Raw genomic sequence first — 18,652 nt, 5'->3', positions numbered from 1 at the left:
GCGCGGATCGTCGGCCGCCGATGTGACAACACCGTGACGGGCGGCTGTCACAGGCTTGTCATGGGGCTGCTGCACCGTCGGGCACCCGTTTGTCTTTTCAACCTGCCGGACCGACCATGAGCGTGAACGCCGACCAAGACGAGTGGATGCAGCGCATCCACCGCGACCTGATGGACAGCTACGACGAAGAGCTGGAGCTGGAGATCGAAGACCGCGACCCCGACGGCACGCCGAGCGACCGCGAGCAGCGCCGCGCGTACTTCCGCGAACTGTTCCGGCTGCAGGGCGAGCTGGTGAAGCTGCAGGACTGGGTGGTCAGCACGCGGCAGAAGGTGGTGATCCTGTTCGAGGGGCGCGATGCGGCGGGCAAGGGCGGCGTGATCAAGCGCATCACGCAGCGGCTGAACCCGCGCGTGTGCCGCGTGGCCGCGCTGCCGGCGCCGAACGACCGCGAGCGCACGCAGTGGTACTTCCAGCGCTATGCGACGCACCTGCCGGCGGCCGGCGAGATCGTGCTGTTCGACCGCAGCTGGTACAACCGCGCCGGCGTCGAGCGGGTGATGGGCTTCTGCACCGACGACGAGTACGAGGAGTTCTTCCGCACCGTGCCCGAGTTCGAGAAGATGCTGGTGCGCTCCGGCATCACGCTGATGAAGTACTGGTTCTCGATCACCGACGAAGAGCAGCACCTGCGCTTCCTGGGGCGCATCCACGACCCGCTGAAGCAGTGGAAGCTCAGCCCGATGGATCTGGAGTCGCGCCGCCGCTGGGAGGACTACACCAAGGCCAAGGAGATCATGCTCGAGCGCACCCACATCGCCGAGGCCCCGTGGTGGGTGGTGCAGGCGGTCGACAAGAAGAAGGCGCGGCTGAACTGCATCTCGCACCTGCTGGGGCAGCTGCCCTACCGCGAGGTGGAGCATCCGGCGATCGAGCTGCCGCAGCGGGTGCGGCACGACGACTACTTCCGGCAGCCGGTGCCGGCCGCGATGATCGTCCCCGAGGTGTACTAGAAGTTCATGTACTGCGGAGCCTTGCCGTCCTTGGCCCGCACGCCCGCGAAGCGCGCCGTCAGCCTGGCCTGCAGGTTGACCGGCAGCGGCGCGAAGCCGGTGCCGCGCGTCAGGTCGTCGCCGTGCATCAGGCACCAGTAGAGGAAGCGCATGCCCTGCGCGGCGCGGTCGGCGTCGGCCGGCTCGGCGTCGAACAGCACGAAGCTCGTCTGCGTGATCGGCCAGGCGCCGCTGGCCGGCCGGTTCATCAGCGAGGCCAGGTCGTTGCCGGCGCGTGACACGTCGCTGTCGAGGATGGCGGCGCGAAAGCCCGCCTCCGACGCGGTCACCGCACTGCCGGCCGCGTTGATCAGCCGCACCCCCGCCAGCTCGTCCTTCACGACGCGGTCGTAGCTGACGTAGGCGATGCCGCCGTCGGCCGCTTCCAGCGCCTTCACCATGCCGTCGTTGCCTTCGGCCGTGATCACCTGGCCGGGCCACTTGGGCGCCTGGCTCGCGCCGATCTCGGCCTTGAAGGCCGGCGACACCTCGGCCAGGTAGCGCGTGAAGCCCTCGGTGGTGCCGGAACGGTCGGCGCGCACGATGCGCTGGATGCGCAGCGAGGGCAGCGCGACGCCGGGGTTCTGCGCGGCGATGCGCGCGTCGTTCCACTTGGCCACGCGCGCGGCCATGATGTCGGCCAGCAGTTCGCCGGACAGCTGCAGCCTGTTGGCGCCGATGCCGGGCAGCTTGACCACCGGCACGATGCCGCCGATCAGCATCGGCACCTGCACCAGCTTGCGCTTGGTCAGCTCGTCGGCCGGCAGCGGCGAATCGCTGCCGCCGAAATCGACCGCGCGCGCGGTGATCTGCTTGACGCCGTCGCCCGAGCCGGTGGCCTTGTAGACGACGGCGGCACCGGTGTTCTGCTGTTCATAGGTCCTGGCCCAGCGCTCGTACACCTTGGACGGGAACGAGGCGCCGATGCCGCGCACCTGCGCGAAGGCGGGCGCGCCGGACAGGGCGATCAGGCCGGCCAGGGTGGCAACGGCGGCGGCACGGCAAAGGCGGGTAGGGGTCACTTCGGGAAAACCGCTGGTTGAGCAAGGGCGGGACGATACATCGACTTCGTGACACCGACGCGGCGTTGCGCAAATGCCCGACGCGGATCCGACAAACCGTGAACTGCGTCGCGGCCCGCGGTGGCCGAACACTGTGTTACCCCGCTTCACGCGCCGGAAACAGGGCTGCATGGAAGACTTGTTGGCACTTGAGCCCGCGAGGTCGCTCAAGCCGGCCGCAAAACGGCCGACCTTGCAGGGACCTCTTCCGAGTGTTGTTGGAGTCTTGAATGGACCTGGAAACTTCTGTCATCGATTCGCAGACGCTGCGTCGCCAGTTGATGGCCCCGAACCCGATGCAGCGCGCGATCGCGTTGCATGCGCTGGAAGTCGAAGTCGAGCGCTGCGCCGGCCCGAGCCCGCAACTGGGCAACGAGGTCGCGAAGTTCGTCTCGCGCGGCATCCCGTTCTATGCGCTGAACGATCCGCACTATTGCAGCTGGGTCGGGAAGGCCGCCTCGTACTGGGACAAGCTGCACGCTTGAGCCCTGTGCTCAGCCGTAGATCGGCCTGAGCATGCAATGCAGGACATAGGCGGCGCCGCCCACGGCCGTTGCCAGCGCGCCATAGCGCGCAATGCGGATCTGCGGCGGCGCGATGCCCGCCTCGTCGGCAAACTGCTGCACCGCCGCCAGCGCCGGGTCCAGGAACTCCGCGCCGCGCTCCACCGTCTCGCCGCCGAGCACGATCACCGTCGGGTTGAAGGTCATCCACACGTTCTGGATCAGCACGCCGAGGTAAGCCCCGGCTTGCGCCACGTCGCCCGCCGCCTGGATGTGCCGCGCGCCGATCAGCGCCTCGGCACAACCGCGCCGACCGCATGAACACAGCGGCCCGCCCAGCTGCAGGATGGTGTGGCCGACCTCGCCCGCCAAGCCGCTCGCGCCGCTGAAGAGCCGGTCGTTCGCGATGATGCCGGCCCCCACGCCGATGCCGCAGCTCAGGAAGATCAGCGGGTCGTCGGCCGGCCCTTCGCCGAACTCGAACTCGCCGATGGCCGCCAGGTCGGCCTCGTTCTGGTAGTAGATCGGCACGTCGGCCAGCCCGGCCGCGGCCGCCTCGCGCGACAGCAGCCGGCCCAGCTCGACGTCGCGCCAGCCGATGTTCGGCGCGAACTTCAGCACGCCGGCCTTCTCGTCCACCGCGCCGGGCAGCCCGACGCCGATACCCATCACCCGGTACTGCCGCTGCGCCACCTGCGCGGCCAGCGCCAGCACCTGCTCGATCAGCTGGTGGCAGGCCTGCTGCGGCTCGCGCGATTGCAGCGGCGTGCGCTGCGATTCGATCACCTCGCCGTTGATCGTCACCGCCGCCGTCTGGATCGCGTCGATGCCCAGCTCGGCGCCGATCAGCGCCAGCCGCTGGCTGTTCAACCGCAACGGCTTGGGCCGCCGGCCCAGCCCGCCGGTGTGCGTCGCCTCCTCTTCCAGCAGCCAGCCTTCGTCGATCAGCTCCTTGGCCAGGATGCTGATCGTCGACTTGGTCAGCCCGCTGTGCGTCGACAGGTCGGCGCGCGACAGGCCCGGCTCCTCTCGCAGCAGGCGCACCAGCGCCATGCGGTTGATGCGTTTGACGAGGTGCTGGTCGCCGGTGAGTGTCATGCGGGCATTGTCGCCAGCCCCAGGGGGTGCACCATCTTCGGGAAAGCGCGAGGTGTATTTGTTTGGTGGATGAACTAAAGTCGCGGTCGATCCTCCCATCGCATACCGCCATGTACCTCGGAATCGACCTCGGCACTTCGGAAGTGAAGGTCCTGCTGCTGCAGGATGACCACCGCATCGTGGCCACCGCCGGGGCCCGGTTGACGGTGTCTCGGCCGCAGCCGGGCTGGTCGGAGCAGGACCCGCAGGACTGGTGGCAGGCCACCGAAACCGCCATCGCCGCGCTGCGGCAGAAGGCGCCGGGCGAGTTCGCGCGCGTGCGCGGCATCGGCCTGTCGGGCCAGATGCACGGCGCGACGCTGCTGGACGCCGACGACCAGGTGCTGCGCCCGGCCATCCTGTGGAATGACGTGCGTGCCGAGTCCGAATGCCGCGAGTTGCAGCGCCGCCTRCCGACCTTGCCCGACATCGCCGGCAATCTGGCCATGCCCGGCTTCACCGCCCCCAAGCTGATGTGGGTGCAGCGCCACGAGCCCAAGGTGTTCGAGCGCGTGCGCTGCGTGCTGCTGCCCAAGGACTGGCTGCGCCTGAAGCTCACCGGCGACAAGGTCAGCGAGATGTCCGATGCGGCCGGCACGCTGTGGCTGGACGTCGCGCAGCGGCGCTGGTCGCGCGAGCTGCTGTCGGTGACCAACCTGAGCGAGCAGCGCATGCCGCGGCTGGTGGAGGGCAGCGAGGTCTCGGGCACGCTGCGCCGCGAGCTGGCCGACGCCTGGGGCCTGCCGCAGGGCATCCCGGTGGCCGGCGGCGGCGGCGACAACGCGGCCAGCGCGGTCGGCATCGGCGCGGTGCGCCCGGGCGAGGGCTTCATCTCGCTGGGCACCAGCGGCGTGCTGTTCGTCGTCACCGACCGCTTCCGCGCCAACCCGGCATCGGCGGTGCATGCCTTCTGCCATGCGCTGCCGAACCGCTGGCACCAGATGAGCGTGATGCTGTCGGCCGCGAGCTGCCTGAGCTGGGTCACCCGGCTGCTCGGCGCGGCCGACGAAGGCGCGCTGCTGCAGCAGGTGGGCATGCTGGACGAGGCGGCGCAGTTCGCTTCGCCGCTCTTCCTGCCCTACCTGGGCGGCGAGCGCACGCCGCACAACGATGCGCATGCGCGCGGCGTGTTCTTCGGCCTGTCGCACGACACCACGCCGGCGCACCTGGGCTGGTCGGTGCTGGAGGGCGTGGCCTTCGGCATGCTCGACGGCCTGCATGCGCTGCAGGCCGCCGGCACCGAGGTGGGGCCGCTGACGATCGTCGGCGGCGGCTCGCGCAGCCCGCTGTGGGCGCAGCTCTTCGCGACGCTGTACGGCGTGCCGGTGCGCACGGTGCAGGGTGGCGAGGCCGGCGGTGCGCTGGGGGCCGCGCGGCTGGCCTGGCTGGCCACCGGGGGCCGCGAGGACGAGGTGTGCCGCGCCCCCGAGGTCGACACCGAGTACCTGCCGCAAGGCGGCGCGCGGCGCGATGCGCTGCTGGCCCGCCACGCCCGCTTCAAGGCGCTGTACCCGACGCTGCGGACCGCCTTCGCCGCAGCCTGATTCACCTGGAGACCTGAGACATGAGCGACTTCTTCAAGGGCATAGCGCCCATCCGCCACGAGGGCCGCGAGAGCACGAATGCGCTCGCCTTCCGCTGGTACGACAAGGACCGCGTGGTGCTGGGCAAGCGCATGGAAGAGCAGCTGCGCTTCGCCGCCTGCTACTGGCACAGCTTCGTGTGGGACGGGCGCGATCCGTTCGGCGGCGACAGCTTCCAGCGTCCATGGCACCAGATTGCCGACCCGCTGGAGCAGGCGCGCGTGAAGGTCGACGTCGCGTTCGATTTCTTCAGCAAGCTGGGCATCCCGTACTACTGCTTCCACGACCGCGACGTGGTGGCCGAAGGCAGCACGCCGCGCGAGAGCGCCGAGTGGCTGCGTCGCACCGTCGACCTGCTGGGCGAGAAGCAGCAGGCCACCGGCGTGAAGCTGCTGTGGGGCACGGCCAACCTGTTCTCGCACCGGCGCTTCATGTCGGGTGCCGCGACCAACCCGGACCCGGAGGTGTTCGCGATGGCCGCGCTGCAGGTGAAGGAGGCGATGGACGCCACCGTGAAGCTGGGCGGTGCCAACTACGTGATGTGGGGCGGGCGCGAGGGCTACGAGACGCTGCTGAACACCGACGTCAAGTCGGAGCTGGAGCAGATGGGCCGGCTGCTGGCGATGGCGGTGGAGTACAAGCACAAGATCGGGCTGAAGGGCCCGATCCTGATCGAGCCGAAGCCGCGCGAGCCGACCAAGCACCAGTACGACTTCGACGTCGCGACGGTGTACGGCTTCCTGAAGACCTACGGGCTGGAGCAGGACGTCAAGGTCAACATCGAGGCCAACCATGCGACGCTGTCGGGCCACAGCTTCGAGCACGAGATCGCCACCGCTGCGGCGCTGGGCATCTTCGGGTCGATCGACATGAACCGCGGCGACATGCAGTGCGGCTGGGACACCGACCAGTTCCCGAACAACCTGCCGGAGATGGCGCTGGCGCTGTACCACGTGCAGCGGGCCGGCGGTTTCACGAGCGGCGGCCTGAACTTCGACGCCAAGGTGCGGCGCCAGTCGATCGATGCGGAAGACCTGCTGCACGGCCACGTCGGCGCGATGGACCTGTGCGCACGCGCGCTGCTGGTGGCCGAGCAGATGATCGAGGACGGCAAGCTCGAGGCGGCGCTGCAGCAGCGCTACGCCGGCTGGCGCGGCGGTTTCGGCCAGCAGTTGCTGAAGGGCGAGCTGACGCTGGACGCGGTGGCGCAGCGGGTGCTGGACCGCAACACCGACGTGCTGCCGAAATCCGGCCGCCAGGAGGCGCTGGAGAACCTGGTGAACCGCTACCTCTGAGCGCGTGGCCGGCGGCGCGGGAACCCGCGCCGGCCCGGCCGTTACTCACCGGGCTCCTGACTCCAGGGAGCCTGCATGCCTGCCACCGTCGAACGCCCGGCCTCCGGGTCGCCCCTGCCAGACCTGCGCCTGGCGATCCGGCTGCGACAGGCCGCCCGGGCCAGCGACGTCGATGCGGCGCTGTTGCTGATCCGCGGCCTGGTGGCCGACGAGCGGCTGGGCTGTGCCGAGAAGGCCGACTGCCTGGCCGCCGGCGAGGCCTGCCCGCGCAGCCTGCAGTGCGTGATGGCCGCGCCGGCCTTCCGGCGCCTGAAGGACCAGGTCGAGGACCTGTGCGACGAACTGATGCGGCCGGGCGATGCGGTGCTGCAGAAGACGCTGCGGCGGTTGGTGGACGTGGCACCCGCCGGCGCGCGGCGCTGAACGGCGGGTGAACACCGCCCCTTGGCGACAATGGGGGCATGGAGCGCATCGAAGCCGTCGTCGTCGGGGCCGGGGTCATCGGGCTGGCCGTGGGCCGCGCGCTGGCGATGCGCGGCATCGAGACCCTGGTGCTCGAAGCGGCGCAGGCCATCGGCACCGGCATCAGCTCGCGCAACAGCGAGGTCATCCATGCGGGGTTGTACTACCCGGCCGGCTCGCTGAAGGCGCGGCTGTGCGTACAGGGCCGGCAGCAGCTGTATGCATTCTGCGAGTCGCACGCTGTCGAACACCGGCGCTGCGGCAAGCTGCTGGTGGCGACGGATGATGGCCAGCTCGCAGACCTGGATGGGCTGAAGGCCAAGGCGATCGCCAATGGCGTGCACGACCTTGTGCGTCTCGATGCCGCAGCGGCGCGTGCGATGGAGCCGCAGCTCGTGTGCGTCGGTGCGCTGTGGTCGCCCTCGACCGGCATCGTCGACAGCCATGGCCTGATGCTGGCGCTGCAAGGCGACCTGGAGCGGCACGGTGGGACGGTCGCGCTGGCCTCGCCGGTGCGGGCGATCCGCTGCGGCGCGCCGGGTCACGAGATCGAGGTAGGTGGTGCCGAGCCGATGACGGTGGCGGCACGCATTGTCGTCAACGCCGCCGGGCTGTGGGCCCCGGCGCTCGCGCAGCGCACCGAGGCCCTGCCCGACACGGCGCGTCCGCAGGCGCATTTCTGCAAGGGCAACTACTTCAGCCTGGTGGGCAAGGCGCCGTTCTCGCGCCTGGTCTACCCGCTGCCGCAACGCGCCGGCCTGGGCGTGCACCTGACGCTGGACCTGGGCGGCCAGGCGCGCTTCGGGCCGGACGTGCAATGGCTGCCCGACGACACCCGGGAGCCGATCGACTACACCGTGGATCCGGCGCGCGCCGAGGCCTTCTATGCCGAGGTGCGGCGCTACTGGCCGGGGTTGCAGGACGGTGCCTTGCAGGCGGCGTACAGCGGCGTGCGGCCCAAGGTGGCGGCGGCGTCATCGCCGGCGGCGGATTTCATTGTCGAGGGACCGGCGCAGCATGGCGTGCCGGGGCTCGTGAACCTGTTCGGCATCGAATCGCCGGGCTTGACGGCCAGCTTGGCGCTGGCGGACGAGGTGCTGGATCGGCTGATGGATGGAACCGACGACGCAATGGGTTCACTCATCGCATCGTGATGAACTTCCGAGCGACGAACCATGCATACACCCAGAGTCAGTCCGACTCCCAGCCGTCCAGAATCGCCCCGCGGAGTGCCACCCAAGATTCAGGGTGTCTCAGTGTCGAAGTCTTCCTTTGAGGTCGAGACGGTTGACGCGGCACTGGCTTTGGATGAGGCAACGGTTGCGCAACTGTGCAAGAGAGGGGAGGCGCTGCCGTACGTCAAGCTGCCAGATGGCTTGAGGGGCTGGCCACGGTGGCTTCACGCCATTCCCGGCGCGATTCGGTTCGTAGCCTTCAGATTCGAGGGCAATTGCATCGACCTGCGCCCCCATCAACAGACCGTGCCGACAGGCACATTGCTGACGTTGAATTTGTGGTGCTGCCAAGCAGAGAAACTTCGCATCATGTGCTTGTCGCAGTCGCGCCATCCGATCTTGATTGAGGAGTTGGATCCAGGCACGTTTGAGCTTGAGGAGTCGTCCAGCGACGAGGTCGACCAATTCCCTTCCTCGCAGAAGGCACTTGAGGCTCCTGAGGTCATTGTTCATCCGTCAATCACGGAGCAAGTTAGCTCCTTTTTCTTGAGCCACGCCCTGTCGCAGTCGCAGATGCTCGACCTGTTCTTGCAGGCCCTCTTCGAAGCGATCGTTGACCAGGATGCCAAAAGACTGGTCGGCCTTTGCGAGAAGGTGCTCGCAGATGTCAGCGAGCAATGCGTTGAACCGGCTGCAGTGCTTGCAAGGCTGTCATTCGCAGAGGGCAGCGTGATGTTGACGTGCCGGCGTCAGTTCCCGCAGGGCTATCAGACCCTGCTCGATACGGCGATTGCCTTGGGCGCCGACCCCGCTTCTTTCAAGCAGGTCAAGACCTGGACTGACCCAGGCGATTCAACCTCGAAGCTGTGGCGCAAGGCCGAGAAGGCACTGGACGAGGGGGGCAGGACTTGCGATGAGCTGCATCTGCGCGAAGTCTACGGGATGCTCGTCACCGCCGTGAGGTCCGCCGAACCCAGAGAGGTACGGAATGCCGTTCAGTGGATGCTGAGCGAGAAATGTCGGCTGGCCCCTGGCATCAAAACCGAGCTCCTGGGTGATTCCGCCTTTGCGGCGCTGTTGACGGTGCTTGAGGACACCTCAACTTGATCCAGTTCTCCGATCGCGAAACAGGCGCTCAATCCGCTCCGTGCCACACCCCGTCCACCAACACCTCGTGCGGCCGGAAATCCGCCTTGTAGGACATCTTGTTGCTCTCGGCGATCCAGTACCCCAGGTACACGTGCCGCAGCTTCAGCAGCCGCGTCTGCTCGATCTGCCACATCACGTTGTAGATGCCGTAGCTGGTGCGCGGCTCGGGCTCGTAGAAGGTGTACACCGCCGACAGGCCGTCGTTCAGGATGTCGAGGATGGACACCATCTTCAGCGCGCCCAGGCCGTCTTCCGACGGCTCGCGGAACTCCACCAGCCGCGAATTGACGCGGCTTTGCAGCAGGAACTGCGTGTACTGGTCGATGCTGTCGTTGTCCATGCCGCCGCCGCTGTGGCGGCCGGCCTGGTAGCGCAGGTAGAGCTGGTAGTGCTCGGGCACGAAGCACAGCCGCAGCACGCGCGCCTGCAGGTGCTGGTGGGCCTTCCAGGCGCGGCGCTGGCTGCGCGTCGGCTCGAAATCCTTCACCGGCACGCGCAGCGGCACGCAGGCGCGGCAGCCGTCGCAGAACGGGCGGTAGGTGAACATGCCGCTGCGCCGGAAGCCGTTGGCAACCAGGCCCGAGTAGGCGTCGGCATGGATCAGGTGGCTGGGCGTGGCCACCTGCGAGCGCGCCATCCGGCCGCCCAGGTAGCTGCACGGGTACGGCGCGGTGGCATAGAACTGCAGCGAGGCGAGCGGAAGCTCTTTCGGGTGGGTCACGGACCGGGTTCCTGCACGGGGGCGCCAGGGTCGAGCAGCGCCCACATCGCTGGATCATAGGACCAATCCCGGATCGGCGACTCCCTGAGTCTTGGGGGCAGGGCCGCCTCGAATTCGGCCCGCGGCACCTCGCGCGCGCCCAGCGACGCCAGGTGGCGCGTGCGCTGCTGGCAGTCGATCAGCGTGATGCCGTTCGCCCGGCAGAACGCCACCAGGCCCGACACCGCGATCTTCGACGCATCGGTGCGGTGCGAGAACATCGATTCGCCGAAGAACATGCGGCCGATGCACACGCCGTACAGCCCGCCCATCAGCTGCCCGCCGATGCGCGTCTCGAAGCTGTGCACCGCGCCCAGCGCATGCCAGCGGCAGTAGGCCTCCACCATCTCGGGCAGGATCCAGGTGCCGTCCTGGCCCTCGCGCGGCGTGCCGGCGCAGGCGCTGATGACGGCCCGGAAGTCGCCGTCGATGCGCAGCTCGCAATCGGGGTCGCGGGCAAAGCGGCGCAGCACCTGGCGCAGCGAGCGGGCGAGCTTGAACTCGGCGACGGGCAGCACCATGCGCGGGTCGGGCGACCACCACAGCACCGGCTGGCCCTCGCTGTACCACGGGAAGACGCCCTTGCCATAGGCCTCGGCCAGGCGCTCGGGCGTCAGGCGCCCGCCGGCGGCCAGCAGCCCGGGCGCGTCGGAGCCGGGCGGCAGCGCCAGGCGCGTGTCGGGCAGCGGGGTGTGCGCGTCGCGCAGCCAGGGGATCAAGCGCTCGGGTCTCCAGCTCAGGCCTGCGTGGCCACCGGCTTCTTCTGCGTGACGCCGACGCCGTGCCGCACCGCGATGATCTCGGCCAGGATCGACACCGCGATCTCGGCCGGCGAATTGCCGCCCAGGTTGAGGCCGATCGGGCCGTGCAGGCGCRCGATCTCGTCGGCCGTCAGGTCGAACAGCGCCAGCCGCTCGCGGCGCCGGGCGGTGTTGCTGCGCGAGCCGAGCGCGCCGACGTAGAAGGCCGGCGACTTGAGCGCTTCCAGCAGCACCATGTCGTCGAGCTTGGGGTCGTGCGTCAGCGCCACCACTGCGCTGTGCGGGTCGAGCTGCAGCTCGAGCGCCAGGTCGTCGGGCATCGCCCGGCTGAAGGTGGTGCCGGGCAGGTCCCAGGTGAGGTGGTATTCCTCGCGCGGATCGCAGCAGGTCACCTCGAAGTCGAGCGCCAGCGCCATCTGCGCGAGCACGCGCGACAACTGGCCGGCGCCGACGATCAGCAGCCGCCAGCGCGGGCCGAACAGCGCGCGCAGGGTCTGGCCGTCGAACGAGAAGCCTTCGCCGCGGTGCGCGGGTTCGACTTGCGTGCGGCCGCTCTTCAGGTCGAGCCGGCGCGCGACGAGCTCGTGGCGCTGGGTGCGCGCGAGCACCTCGTCGACCCAGGCGGTGTCGGCCAGCGGCTCCTGCACCAGCCGCAGGTTGCCGCCGCAGGGCAGGCCGAAGCGGGCCGCCTCTTCCTTGGTGACGCCGTAGGTGATCAGGGCCGGCTGGGCGACGCGCTCGCCGGTGCGCACGCGCTCGATCAGGTCGTCCTCGACGCAACCGCCAGACACCGAGCCGACCACCAAGCCGTCGTCGCGCATCGCGAGCAGCGCACCGGGCGGGCGCGGTGCGGAGCCCCAGGTTTCGAGCACGGTGACCAGCCAGACGGCATGGCCTTCGGTGCGCCACTGGCGGGCTTGGGTGAGGACTTGGAGGTCGAGGCTGTCCATGGAGAGCGCGGGCGCGAGGAAGACGAGGGGGCATCGTAGCGTGCCACCCGTCGCCTTGCGCGCCGTGGGGTGGGAGCTGGAACGGTGGGCTGCTTCCGGTTACTCAGATGGCGCCTCAATCAACTGGAGTACTGATGAGCAACAGGATTGTCCGCCTTTCACCGCGAACCCAGCAACCGTCACAGCCTGAGACTCCATACGGTCAACTGCAAAAAGCAGTTCAGGCGCACCCTGAGTTGGGGAGCGTCGCATACGATCTGAAGAATGCTCTCTCCCAATTTGGCAAAGGCCTGGATCTGGGCGCGCTGAACGTGGAGCAGTTGAACTACCTCGTCGAACAAGGAGCCGGTATCTGGGAGGCGTGGAAAGCCCAGGCGGAAGATCGGAAGGTTCCGCTGGTGCCAATCGCGCTGGCCGGCTCGGCGAAGGACTTCAACGTCGAGTTGTTCAAGCCCTTTCTCCGCGAGGGCGAAGAGCTGACTGTCGAGTACTACTCTCCGCCGGATATCGCGTCAATGTTCAAGCCATCATCGCCTGGCGCGCCCCCTGTCGACGGTCGTGGTGCGACTTCGTTGGGCTTCGTGTCGCAACCTTTCCAGCCCGAGGTGTCGAAGCCTGTGGCGGTCACGCAGCCCGAGACCTTGCCGCAGCCAACGATGGCCGACATGCTGCTCAAACGGCTCGACGATTCAATCACGCGTGGCGATGGAGAAGGCATCTTGCGTGTGGCTGCCGAGATCGTGGAAAGCCCTCTGTTGACCCCAAGCGAGAAACAAGAACTGCTCCTGCCTTCCTCGCCGTGCCGGCTGGATCCTATGAAAGTGTTTGGCGGGCATGAGGAGTGGATCAAGAGGTTCAATGCCCTGATCGCGGTGCTGGGCGGTGACGAAAAGGGCTGACACTCCCGGTTGAGCTGTCACCGACTCCGCCGATACCCCTCCGTCACTTCCCCTTCCATCCGGTACCCCGAGGTCCCCACCGCGGTATCGCTGAAGGCCGTGTGCAGCACCCCGCTGACCCACAGCGCATCCATCGTGCGCACGCCGGCCAGCGGCTTGGCGAGCTTGACGTGGATGGTCTGGTTGGCCGGCGGCGGCGGCACGTGGATGCAGGCGCMGAAGTAGGGCACGAGCAGGAACTCGCGCAGCTGGTCGCTCTCGCCTTCCAGCGGCACCACGAAGCCGGCGATGCGCACGCGCTGGTTGTCCATCGCGGCGTTCGTCGGCGCGTTGTTCCATGCGCGCTTCAGGCGATCCAGCGCCGCCTGGGCGCGCGGGTCGCCGTCGCCGAACATGCGGAAGCTCAACGCCTGCACGTCCTTCATCGGGTCCCAGTCCTTGGGCGTCAGGTCTTCCCAGTTCGTCAGCCGGTAGTGGCCCGCGGCCGCCGCGCTGGCCGCACGGGCCGCCGCCACCGGCGCCAGCTTGTCGCCGATGCGGTAGTCGGCCGCGTCGGTCTTCGGGCTGTCGTCCACCTTCGGGCCATCCGCTGCATCGCTGCAGGCGGCGCACAGCACCAGCGATGCCGCCAGCGCCCACGCACTCAGTGATTTCATCGTCGATCTCCTCACGATCATCTCCTCAAAGACGCGGGGTCAATCCATCGGACAAGGACAGGCGCGTCGCGCGCCAGGCGGGCAGCGCCCCGGCCAGCACGCCGGCCGCGAGCACCGCGGCCAGCAACTGCCATTCACCCGGCCCCGACACCCCCGGCCGCAACGCACTGCCGAACTGCGCCTGCAGCCACGGCCCGGCCGCGAGCGCCGCCGCCGCCAGCAGTGCCAGCCCGAGCAGCGCGCCGGCCAGCGTGGCCCCCACGCTCTCGATCACCAGCAGCGCCGCGATGTGGCGCGGCCCGGCCCCCACCGAACGCAGGATGGCCAGCTCGCGGCGCCGCTCGTTCAGGCTCGCCAGCACCACCGCCACCATGCCGGCCAGCCCCACCACGACGACCAGCGCCGACACCGCCAGCAGCGTGCGCTCGACCACGCCCACCACCTGCCACAGCTGGTCCAGCGCGACGCCGGGCAGCACCGCCAGCAGCGGCTCGCCTTCGAACTCGTCGATGTCGCGCTGCACCTTGAACACCGCGCCGCGGCTCTTCAACCCGACCAGCGCCGCCGTCACCGTCTTCGGCTGCAGGTCGAACTTGCGCACCAGGTCGGGGGCGATCGCCAGGCCCGGGACTGGCGCGCCGCCCTGCCAGTCGAGGTGGATCGCCTCGATCGCCTGCAGGCTGATGTGCACCGTGCGGTCCACCGGCGTGCCGGTGGGCGCCAGGATGCCCACCACGGTGAACGGCTTGTCGGCATGCTCGGCCAGCCCGTCGCCGCCGCTGCCGTGGCTGAGCACGATGCGCTGGCCCAGCCCGTAGTGCAGCGAGCGCGCCACCTCGGCGCCGATCACCGCCTCGAACACGCCGTCGACCGTGCCGCTGAAGGCGCGGCCGTCGGCCAGCGCCAGCGGCCGGCGGTAGCCATGGCGGAAGTGCTCGAAGTAGCCGACGTCGGTGCCCAGCACCGCGAAGCCGCGGTGCGAATCGCCCAGCGACAGCGGGATCGTCCACGCGACGGCCGGGTTCTTCTGCAGCGCCTCGATGCTGCTCCAGCGCACGTTGTTCGTCGCCTCGCCGAGCCGGAACACCGCGTAGAGCATCAGCTGCACCGGGCTCGTGCGCGCGCCCACCACCAGGTCGGTGCCGGACACCGATTGGGCGAAGGCCTCGCGCGCCGCCAGCCGGCTGCGCTCCACGCCCAGCAGCATCGTCACCGACAGCGCAACCGCCAGCACGGTCAGGCCCAGCGTGGCGCGCCGGTTCCAGGCACTCGCCAGCGCCAGTCGCAGCAGCACCATCATGCGGCCTCCTCGTAGACCGAGGCCAGGTTCAGGTCGGCCAGCGCGATCTCGCGCGTGAAGCTGGCCGCCAGGCGCCGGTCATGGCTCACGAACAGCAGGCTGGCTTGCGCCGCCTCGCATTCGCGCAGCAGCAGCTCCAGGAAACGCTGCTGCGTCTGCGCGTCGAGCGCCGAGGTCGGCTCGTCGGCGATCACGATCTCGGGCCGGCCCAGCAGCGCACGCGCCGCGGCCACGCGCTGTTGCTGGCCGACTGACAGCTGCGTGGCCGGCCGCGCCAGCAGCGTGCGCGGCAGGTCCAGCGCCTCGAGCAGGCGGCGCGCCTCGTCGCGCAGGTCGCCGTCGGAGTTGGCCAGCGCCCGTGCGGCGCGGTGCGCCGAGAAGCGACAGGGCAGCAGCACGTTGTCCAGCACGCTCAGGTAAGGCACCAGGTTGAACTGCTGGAACACGAAGCCGATGTGGTCGACGCGGAAGCGGTCGCGCGCCGCGCCGTCCAACGCCGACACCTCCTGGCCGAGCGCCGTCACCTGCCCGCGCTCGGGCACCAGCACGCCGCCCAGCAGGCCGAGCAAGGTGCTCTTGCCGCTGCCGCTCGGGCCGTGCAAAAAGATGCGCTCGCCGGCCTGCACCGCCAGGTGTTCGATGTCCAGGCAGGGCGGCCGTGTCGGGTGCCAGCGGAACAGCAGGTGGTCCACCTGCAGCACGGGCGCGCTCACCATGTCACGCTCCGCTTGCCGGGGACCAGCTCGGCCGCGCCCTGGCCCTTCGGGCTCGCCACCTGCACCTTCAGCCGGCGCAGGCCGGGGAAGTGGCGCATCAGGTCGACGTCGACGCCGGCCAGGGCCTGGGGTGCCTCGCATTGCCAGGTGAAGTCTGCATCCAGGTCGGCATGGCCGTCGCCATCGGACGGCGTGGTCTCGATGGATTCGCCGAGCGCTGCCGACGACGCGAGCCGCACCGACACCGGCCGGCAGCGCGCGGCCACGCTGGGCGTGAACACGCCGGCCGCGTCGCGCAGTGTGCGTGCCATGTGGCGCACGGCGGTGCGTTCGACGTCGGTGCGCGGCACGTGCTCGAAGCCGAGCAGGTTGTCGAGCGGCGATTCCAGGCTCATCGTGAGCTGGTTGCCGTCGACCACGATGCGCAGCTCGGCGACGCCGTGCACATGGGCCCCGGGCTCATGGGCTTCGATGGCAGGGAAGGACAGGCAGGCGAGCGCGGCCACGGTGGCGCGCAGCGCGAAGGAAGGCGAGAAGGGCATGGCAGGAAATCCCAAGGGCCCGCGCAACGGTCGTGCACGGGCAAGCGGCAGCGGGCCGCGGTGAAGTCAGGGCAGGGAGGCGATCAGCCGCGCGGCGGGGCGCGGCTGCGGTAGACGGGCTCGAAGCGCGCGTCCTGCGAGGCCACCGCGGGTGCGGCGGCGAGTTCGAAGCGGGCCGGCAGCAGCGCCGGCAGGGCGGCCTGCGGTGTTGCTTGATGATCCAGCTGCGCGAAGGCCAGGCACTGCGCGCACAGCGTGTCGTGGTCTGCCTGGTGGGACGCCGCGGCCGGCGACGACAGCCGCGCCGGGCCCAGCGCGTGCCCCAGCACGTGCAGCACCGCCTGCTGCTGGCTGAACACCAGCAGCAGCGCAAGCAGGGCGTGCCACAGCACTCGGCGGGAGAGCATGGCCGACAGTATGGGCCCGGCGCGCATGTCAGACCATGTCGGTCGGTGTCTCCAGGATCTGCACGGTGCTGCGCACGTGCCCGAGCCGCGGCATCACGTGCTGCATCGATGCCTGGTGCGGCTCGGCGGCGGCGGCGCTGCAGGCGTCCTCGGCGATCACCAACTGGTAGCCCAGCTCCCACGCCGCGCGCGCCGTGCCCTCGACGCCGATGTGCGTGACGATGCCGCCCAGCACCAGCGTCGTGATGCCGCGCCGGCGCAATTGCAGGTCGAGTTCGGTGCCGTGGAAGGCATTCCACTGGCGTTTGACGATCTGCAGATCCTGCGGCCGGCTCGGCAGCTCGGCCGGGTCGTCCCACCAGTTCGGCGGCAGGCCGCCGGCCGGCGTCGGCGCGGCCTGGTCGGTGGTCTGCTTCAGCATGTCCGGGAAACCCGCCAGCCAGCCCACCTTCACGCGCACCACCAGCGCGCCGCGTGCATGGAAGTGGCCGGCCAGCCGGGCGGCATTCGCCAGCACCGTGGCCGCAGCGTGCGGCGCGCGGCCGAAGCCGGTGATGCCCTGCTGCAGGTCGATCAGCACCAGCGCGGAACGGGAAGGATCAAGCGATAGCATGGCGGCTCCTGGTTGCAAGAAACGAGATTTGTGAGGGAGTCCTCACAAAAATATTTTATGAGGAAGTCCTCACAAATGTCCAGCGAAGCCGATGCCGTGCCGGTCGAGCGTGCGCGCCGCCAGCGCGGCCACCTGCGCATCGAGGTGCTGCTGGCCGCGGCGGCCCAGGTGTTTGCCGACAAGGGCTACGAGGCCGCGACGATGACCGAGATCGCCGCACAGGCCGAGTCGTCGATCGGCTCGCTCTACCAGTTCTTCCCGACCAAGCAGAGCGTCGCGCAGGGCCTGATCGCGCTGCAGGCGGGCGCGCTGCAGGAACGGCTCGCGGCGATGGTGGCGGCCAGCCCCGGCTGGGACGTCGACGAGCTGGCGCGGCGGCTGTCGGTCGCGCTGATCGAGTTTCGCGCCGCGCACCCGTCGTTCGCGCGCCTGATCGACACGCCCGGCGTGCCGCACGAGGTGGTGCAAGGGGTGCGGCTGCAGATGCGCGCGCAGCTGGTGGAGATCCTCGCGCCGCATGCCGGCACGTTGCCGAAAGCGCGGCTCGCCGCGGTGGCCGCGGTGGTGCAGCAGGTGATGAAGTCCGCGGTGGCGTTGAACGCCGACGGCGGGCCGGGCGCGCGGGCTGCGCTGGCCGAGCTGCGCGAGATGCTGCGGGTTTACCTGGGGGCGGCGCTGAAGGCCTGATCCCGGCGGCGTGGGGCTGTCAGGACGCGAGGTCCAGCCACAGGTCGACCTTCGGCGCGCGCGGATCGCGCGGCTTCAGCCGGCGGTTGCGGCCGCTGCCGAACATCGGCCCCGGCGCGCTGAAGCGCTGCAGGTCGTCGAGCACGGCCTCGCTGGGCGGGGCGGATGGCGCGGCCATCTTCGCCGAAGCGGTCGGGTCGAACAATTCGCGCGGCAGGAACAGGGATTCGCTCATGGGGGCCTCGCAAGGCGTGAAATACAGCGCTCAGTGTGATCCTGTCGTGTTTCAGCGGCACGTTCCCCCGCGTTTCAATTGTTGCGCGCAGCCGCACTTCCAGGCATAACTGTCGCACCACACACACGCCAGGGCCGTATTGCCGGCCGAGCAGGGAGACAGCGTGGGGACAAGCAATGAAGCGGCCGTCGACGACGGCCCGGCCTTCCTGTCGAACCAGGCGGCCAGCCGCCCGCAGCGGCGACGCGCGATGACCGTGCTGGCGGTTTCAGTGCTGTTGTTCCTGGCCTTGGTACCGTTTGCAAAGCTGAAGCTGCAGCCCTTCCCGGGCTTCATCTCGATCTACGAGACGGCGGTCGTCGTCAATGACCTCATTACCGCGGCGCTGCTGTTCGGGTTGTACCGCGTGGTGCGGCTGCGTGCGATCGCGGTGCTGGCGAGCGGCTACCTCTTCACCGCGCTGGTGGTGATCGGCCATGCGCTCAGCTTCCCCGGCCTGTTCACCCCCACCGGCCTGCTCGGCGCAGGCCAGCACAGCACGGCATGGCTGTACATCTTCTGGCACCTGGGCTTCCCGCTGTTCGTGCTGGCTTACGCGTGGCCGCGGCGCACGCCGCAGGCGGCGTCCGGCGTGCCGGTCGCGCCGCTGATCGCGGTGCTGCTCGCGATCGGCCTGGTCGCGCTGGCCACCGCCGGCGAAGCGCTGCTG

General features: G+C 69.5%; 22 protein-coding genes. 10 read left to right on the top strand and 12 right to left on the bottom strand.

Going from position 1 to position 18,652, the window contains the following annotated elements; translation table 11 throughout:
• Positions 1–116: 116 nt before the first annotated feature.
• Complete coding sequence (gene ppk2, locus AC1DYN_RS21455; RefSeq protein WP_477963140.1) at positions 117–1,013, top strand: polyphosphate kinase 2; 897 nt, start codon at positions 117–119, stop codon at positions 1,011–1,013.
• Here the strand turns inward: ppk2 and pstS are convergent.
• Entirely contained in the window at positions 1,010–2,074 is a 1,065-nt protein-coding gene (gene pstS, locus AC1DYN_RS21450) for a phosphate ABC transporter substrate-binding protein PstS (RefSeq protein WP_477963139.1), read from the bottom strand. The genes ppk2 and pstS overlap by 4 nt on opposite strands.
• A 269-nt stretch (positions 2,075–2,343) precedes the next feature.
• Here pstS and AC1DYN_RS21445 point away from each other — a divergent pair, with 269 nt between their 5' ends.
• The gene (locus tag AC1DYN_RS21445; RefSeq protein ID WP_477963138.1) at positions 2,344–2,598 is read left to right on the top strand and encodes a hypothetical protein; all 255 of its coding nucleotides are present in this window, start codon (positions 2,344–2,346) and stop codon (positions 2,596–2,598) included.
• A gap of 9 nt (positions 2,599–2,607) precedes the next feature.
• On the opposite strand, the gene AC1DYN_RS21440 is transcribed toward AC1DYN_RS21445, so the two are convergent.
• Positions 2,608–3,714 carry an ROK family transcriptional regulator gene (locus tag AC1DYN_RS21440; RefSeq protein ID WP_477963137.1) on the bottom strand — a complete coding sequence of 369 codons (1,107 nt, stop codon included), beginning with the start codon at positions 3,712–3,714 and terminating at the stop codon, positions 2,608–2,610.
• Positions 3,715–3,824: 110 nt separating this feature from the next.
• Here AC1DYN_RS21440 and xylB point away from each other — a divergent pair, with 110 nt between their 5' ends.
• The 5 genes from xylB to AC1DYN_RS21415 all read left to right on the top strand — a co-directional run bounded on the left by xylB (position 3,825) and on the right by AC1DYN_RS21415 (position 9,375).
• A complete protein-coding gene (xylB, locus tag AC1DYN_RS21435) occupies positions 3,825–5,297 on the top strand; it encodes a xylulokinase (protein WP_477963136.1) in 1,473 nt (490 codons plus the stop codon).
• Positions 5,298–5,317: 20 nt separating this feature from the next.
• The gene (xylA, locus tag AC1DYN_RS21430) at positions 5,318–6,631 is read left to right on the top strand and encodes a xylose isomerase (RefSeq protein WP_477963135.1); all 1,314 of its coding nucleotides are present in this window, start codon (positions 5,318–5,320) and stop codon (positions 6,629–6,631) included.
• Between the two features lie 75 nt (positions 6,632–6,706).
• Positions 6,707–7,054 (top strand): hypothetical protein, encoded by a 348-nt coding sequence (locus tag AC1DYN_RS21425; protein ID WP_477963134.1) that lies wholly within the window; start codon positions 6,707–6,709, stop codon positions 7,052–7,054.
• Positions 7,055–7,092: 38 nt separating this feature from the next.
• Positions 7,093–8,247 (top strand): NAD(P)/FAD-dependent oxidoreductase, encoded by a 1,155-nt coding sequence (locus AC1DYN_RS21420; protein WP_477963133.1) that lies wholly within the window; start codon positions 7,093–7,095, stop codon positions 8,245–8,247.
• A 102-nt stretch (positions 8,248–8,349) separates the two neighbouring features.
• Positions 8,350–9,375: a hypothetical protein gene (locus AC1DYN_RS21415; protein WP_477963132.1), complete on the top strand. Its 1,026-nt coding sequence runs from the start codon at positions 8,350–8,352 to the stop codon at positions 9,373–9,375.
• A 28-nt stretch (positions 9,376–9,403) separates the two neighbouring features.
• Here the strand turns inward: AC1DYN_RS21415 and AC1DYN_RS21410 are convergent, their stop codons facing one another.
• The 3 genes from AC1DYN_RS21410 to AC1DYN_RS21400 are packed head-to-tail and all read right to left on the bottom strand — an operon-like array spanning position 9,404 to position 11,888.
• The gene (locus AC1DYN_RS21410) at positions 9,404–10,138 is read right to left on the bottom strand and encodes an arginyltransferase (protein WP_477963131.1); all 735 of its coding nucleotides are present in this window, start codon (positions 10,136–10,138) and stop codon (positions 9,404–9,406) included.
• Complete coding sequence (aat, locus tag AC1DYN_RS21405) at positions 10,135–10,896, bottom strand: leucyl/phenylalanyl-tRNA--protein transferase (RefSeq protein ID WP_477963130.1); 762 nt, start codon at positions 10,894–10,896, stop codon at positions 10,135–10,137. Before aat ends, AC1DYN_RS21410 begins: the two co-directional genes overlap by 4 nt.
• A 17-nt stretch (positions 10,897–10,913) precedes the next feature.
• On the bottom strand, positions 10,914–11,888 hold the full coding sequence (locus tag AC1DYN_RS21400; RefSeq protein WP_477963129.1) for an XdhC family protein: 975 nt from the start codon (positions 11,886–11,888) through the stop codon (positions 10,914–10,916).
• A gap of 134 nt (positions 11,889–12,022) precedes the next feature.
• On the opposite strand from AC1DYN_RS21400, the gene AC1DYN_RS21395 reads away from it, so the two are divergent.
• On the top strand, positions 12,023–12,787 hold the full coding sequence (locus tag AC1DYN_RS21395; RefSeq protein ID WP_477963128.1) for a hypothetical protein: 765 nt from the start codon (positions 12,023–12,025) through the stop codon (positions 12,785–12,787).
• Between the two features lie 17 nt (positions 12,788–12,804).
• Here AC1DYN_RS21395 and AC1DYN_RS21390 read toward each other — a convergent pair whose 3' ends face one another.
• The 6 genes from AC1DYN_RS21390 to AC1DYN_RS21365 form a co-directional block, all read right to left on the bottom strand.
• Positions 12,805–13,443 (bottom strand): DUF3299 domain-containing protein, encoded by a 639-nt coding sequence (locus AC1DYN_RS21390; protein WP_477963127.1) that lies wholly within the window; start codon positions 13,441–13,443, stop codon positions 12,805–12,807.
• A 25-nt stretch (positions 13,444–13,468) separates the two neighbouring features.
• Positions 13,469–14,743, bottom strand: coding sequence for an ABC transporter permease (locus AC1DYN_RS21385; protein ID WP_477963126.1), 1,275 nt, complete (start codon positions 14,741–14,743; stop codon positions 13,469–13,471).
• Positions 14,740–15,459 (bottom strand): ATP-binding cassette domain-containing protein, encoded by a 720-nt coding sequence (locus AC1DYN_RS21380; protein WP_477963125.1) that lies wholly within the window; start codon positions 15,457–15,459, stop codon positions 14,740–14,742. The genes AC1DYN_RS21385 and AC1DYN_RS21380 overlap by 4 nt, the downstream gene beginning before the upstream one ends.
• Positions 15,453–16,001, bottom strand: coding sequence for a DUF2796 domain-containing protein (locus AC1DYN_RS21375; protein WP_477963124.1), 549 nt, complete (start codon positions 15,999–16,001; stop codon positions 15,453–15,455). The genes AC1DYN_RS21380 and AC1DYN_RS21375 overlap by 7 nt, the downstream gene beginning before the upstream one ends.
• A gap of 83 nt (positions 16,002–16,084) precedes the next feature.
• The gene (locus tag AC1DYN_RS21370) at positions 16,085–16,408 is read right to left on the bottom strand and encodes a hypothetical protein (protein WP_477963123.1); all 324 of its coding nucleotides are present in this window, start codon (positions 16,406–16,408) and stop codon (positions 16,085–16,087) included.
• Between the two features lie 28 nt (positions 16,409–16,436).
• Positions 16,437–17,021, bottom strand: coding sequence for a hydrolase (locus AC1DYN_RS21365; RefSeq protein ID WP_477963122.1), 585 nt, complete (start codon positions 17,019–17,021; stop codon positions 16,437–16,439).
• Between the two features lie 75 nt (positions 17,022–17,096).
• Between AC1DYN_RS21365 and AC1DYN_RS21360 the strand changes: the two genes are divergently transcribed.
• On the top strand, positions 17,097–17,708 hold the full coding sequence (locus AC1DYN_RS21360; RefSeq protein WP_477963121.1) for a TetR/AcrR family transcriptional regulator: 612 nt from the start codon (positions 17,097–17,099) through the stop codon (positions 17,706–17,708).
• Positions 17,709–17,727: 19 nt separating this feature from the next.
• Here the strand turns inward: AC1DYN_RS21360 and AC1DYN_RS21355 are convergent, their stop codons facing one another.
• On the bottom strand, positions 17,728–17,943 hold the full coding sequence (locus tag AC1DYN_RS21355) for a hypothetical protein (RefSeq protein WP_477963120.1): 216 nt from the start codon (positions 17,941–17,943) through the stop codon (positions 17,728–17,730).
• A gap of 163 nt (positions 17,944–18,106) precedes the next feature.
• Between AC1DYN_RS21355 and AC1DYN_RS21350 the strand changes: the two genes are divergently transcribed.
• A partial coding sequence (locus AC1DYN_RS21350) for an MASE4 domain-containing protein (RefSeq protein ID WP_477963119.1) occupies positions 18,107–18,652 on the top strand: 546 nt, incomplete at its 3' end.

It is taken from the genome of Rhizobacter sp. P2_D12, from assembly GCF_056404395.1.
Note: the sequence above shows the minus strand (reverse complement) of the source record. Positions and strands in the feature narration are given on the sequence as shown.

Coding starts and splice junctions, on each gene's coding strand:
- AC1DYN_RS21375 (WP_477963124.1), bottom strand. CDS start 16,001: ATGCCCTTCTCGCCTTCCTTCGCGCTGCGCGCCACCGTGGCCGCGCTC.
- AC1DYN_RS21360 (WP_477963121.1), top strand. CDS start 17,097: ATGTCCAGCGAAGCCGATGCCGTGCCGGTCGAGCGTGCGCGCCGCCAG.
- AC1DYN_RS21440 (WP_477963137.1), bottom strand. CDS start 3,714: ATGACACTCACCGGCGACCAGCACCTCGTCAAACGCATCAACCGCATG.
- AC1DYN_RS21445 (WP_477963138.1), top strand. CDS start 2,344: ATGGACCTGGAAACTTCTGTCATCGATTCGCAGACGCTGCGTCGCCAG.
- AC1DYN_RS21355 (WP_477963120.1), bottom strand. CDS start 17,943: ATGAGCGAATCCCTGTTCCTGCCGCGCGAATTGTTCGACCCGACCGCT.
- AC1DYN_RS21385 (WP_477963126.1), bottom strand. CDS start 14,743: ATGATGGTGCTGCTGCGACTGGCGCTGGCGAGTGCCTGGAACCGGCGC.
- AC1DYN_RS21420 (WP_477963133.1), top strand. CDS start 7,093: ATGGAGCGCATCGAAGCCGTCGTCGTCGGGGCCGGGGTCATCGGGCTG.
- xylA (WP_477963135.1), top strand. CDS start 5,318: ATGAGCGACTTCTTCAAGGGCATAGCGCCCATCCGCCACGAGGGCCGC.
- AC1DYN_RS21370 (WP_477963123.1), bottom strand. CDS start 16,408: ATGCTCTCCCGCCGAGTGCTGTGGCACGCCCTGCTTGCGCTGCTGCTG.
- AC1DYN_RS21365 (WP_477963122.1), bottom strand. CDS start 17,021: ATGCTATCGCTTGATCCTTCCCGTTCCGCGCTGGTGCTGATCGACCTG.
- AC1DYN_RS21380 (WP_477963125.1), bottom strand. CDS start 15,459: ATGGTGAGCGCGCCCGTGCTGCAGGTGGACCACCTGCTGTTCCGCTGG.
- AC1DYN_RS21395 (WP_477963128.1), top strand. CDS start 12,023: ATGAGCAACAGGATTGTCCGCCTTTCACCGCGAACCCAGCAACCGTCA.
- AC1DYN_RS21425 (WP_477963134.1), top strand. CDS start 6,707: ATGCCTGCCACCGTCGAACGCCCGGCCTCCGGGTCGCCCCTGCCAGAC.
- ppk2 (WP_477963140.1), top strand. CDS start 117: ATGAGCGTGAACGCCGACCAAGACGAGTGGATGCAGCGCATCCACCGC.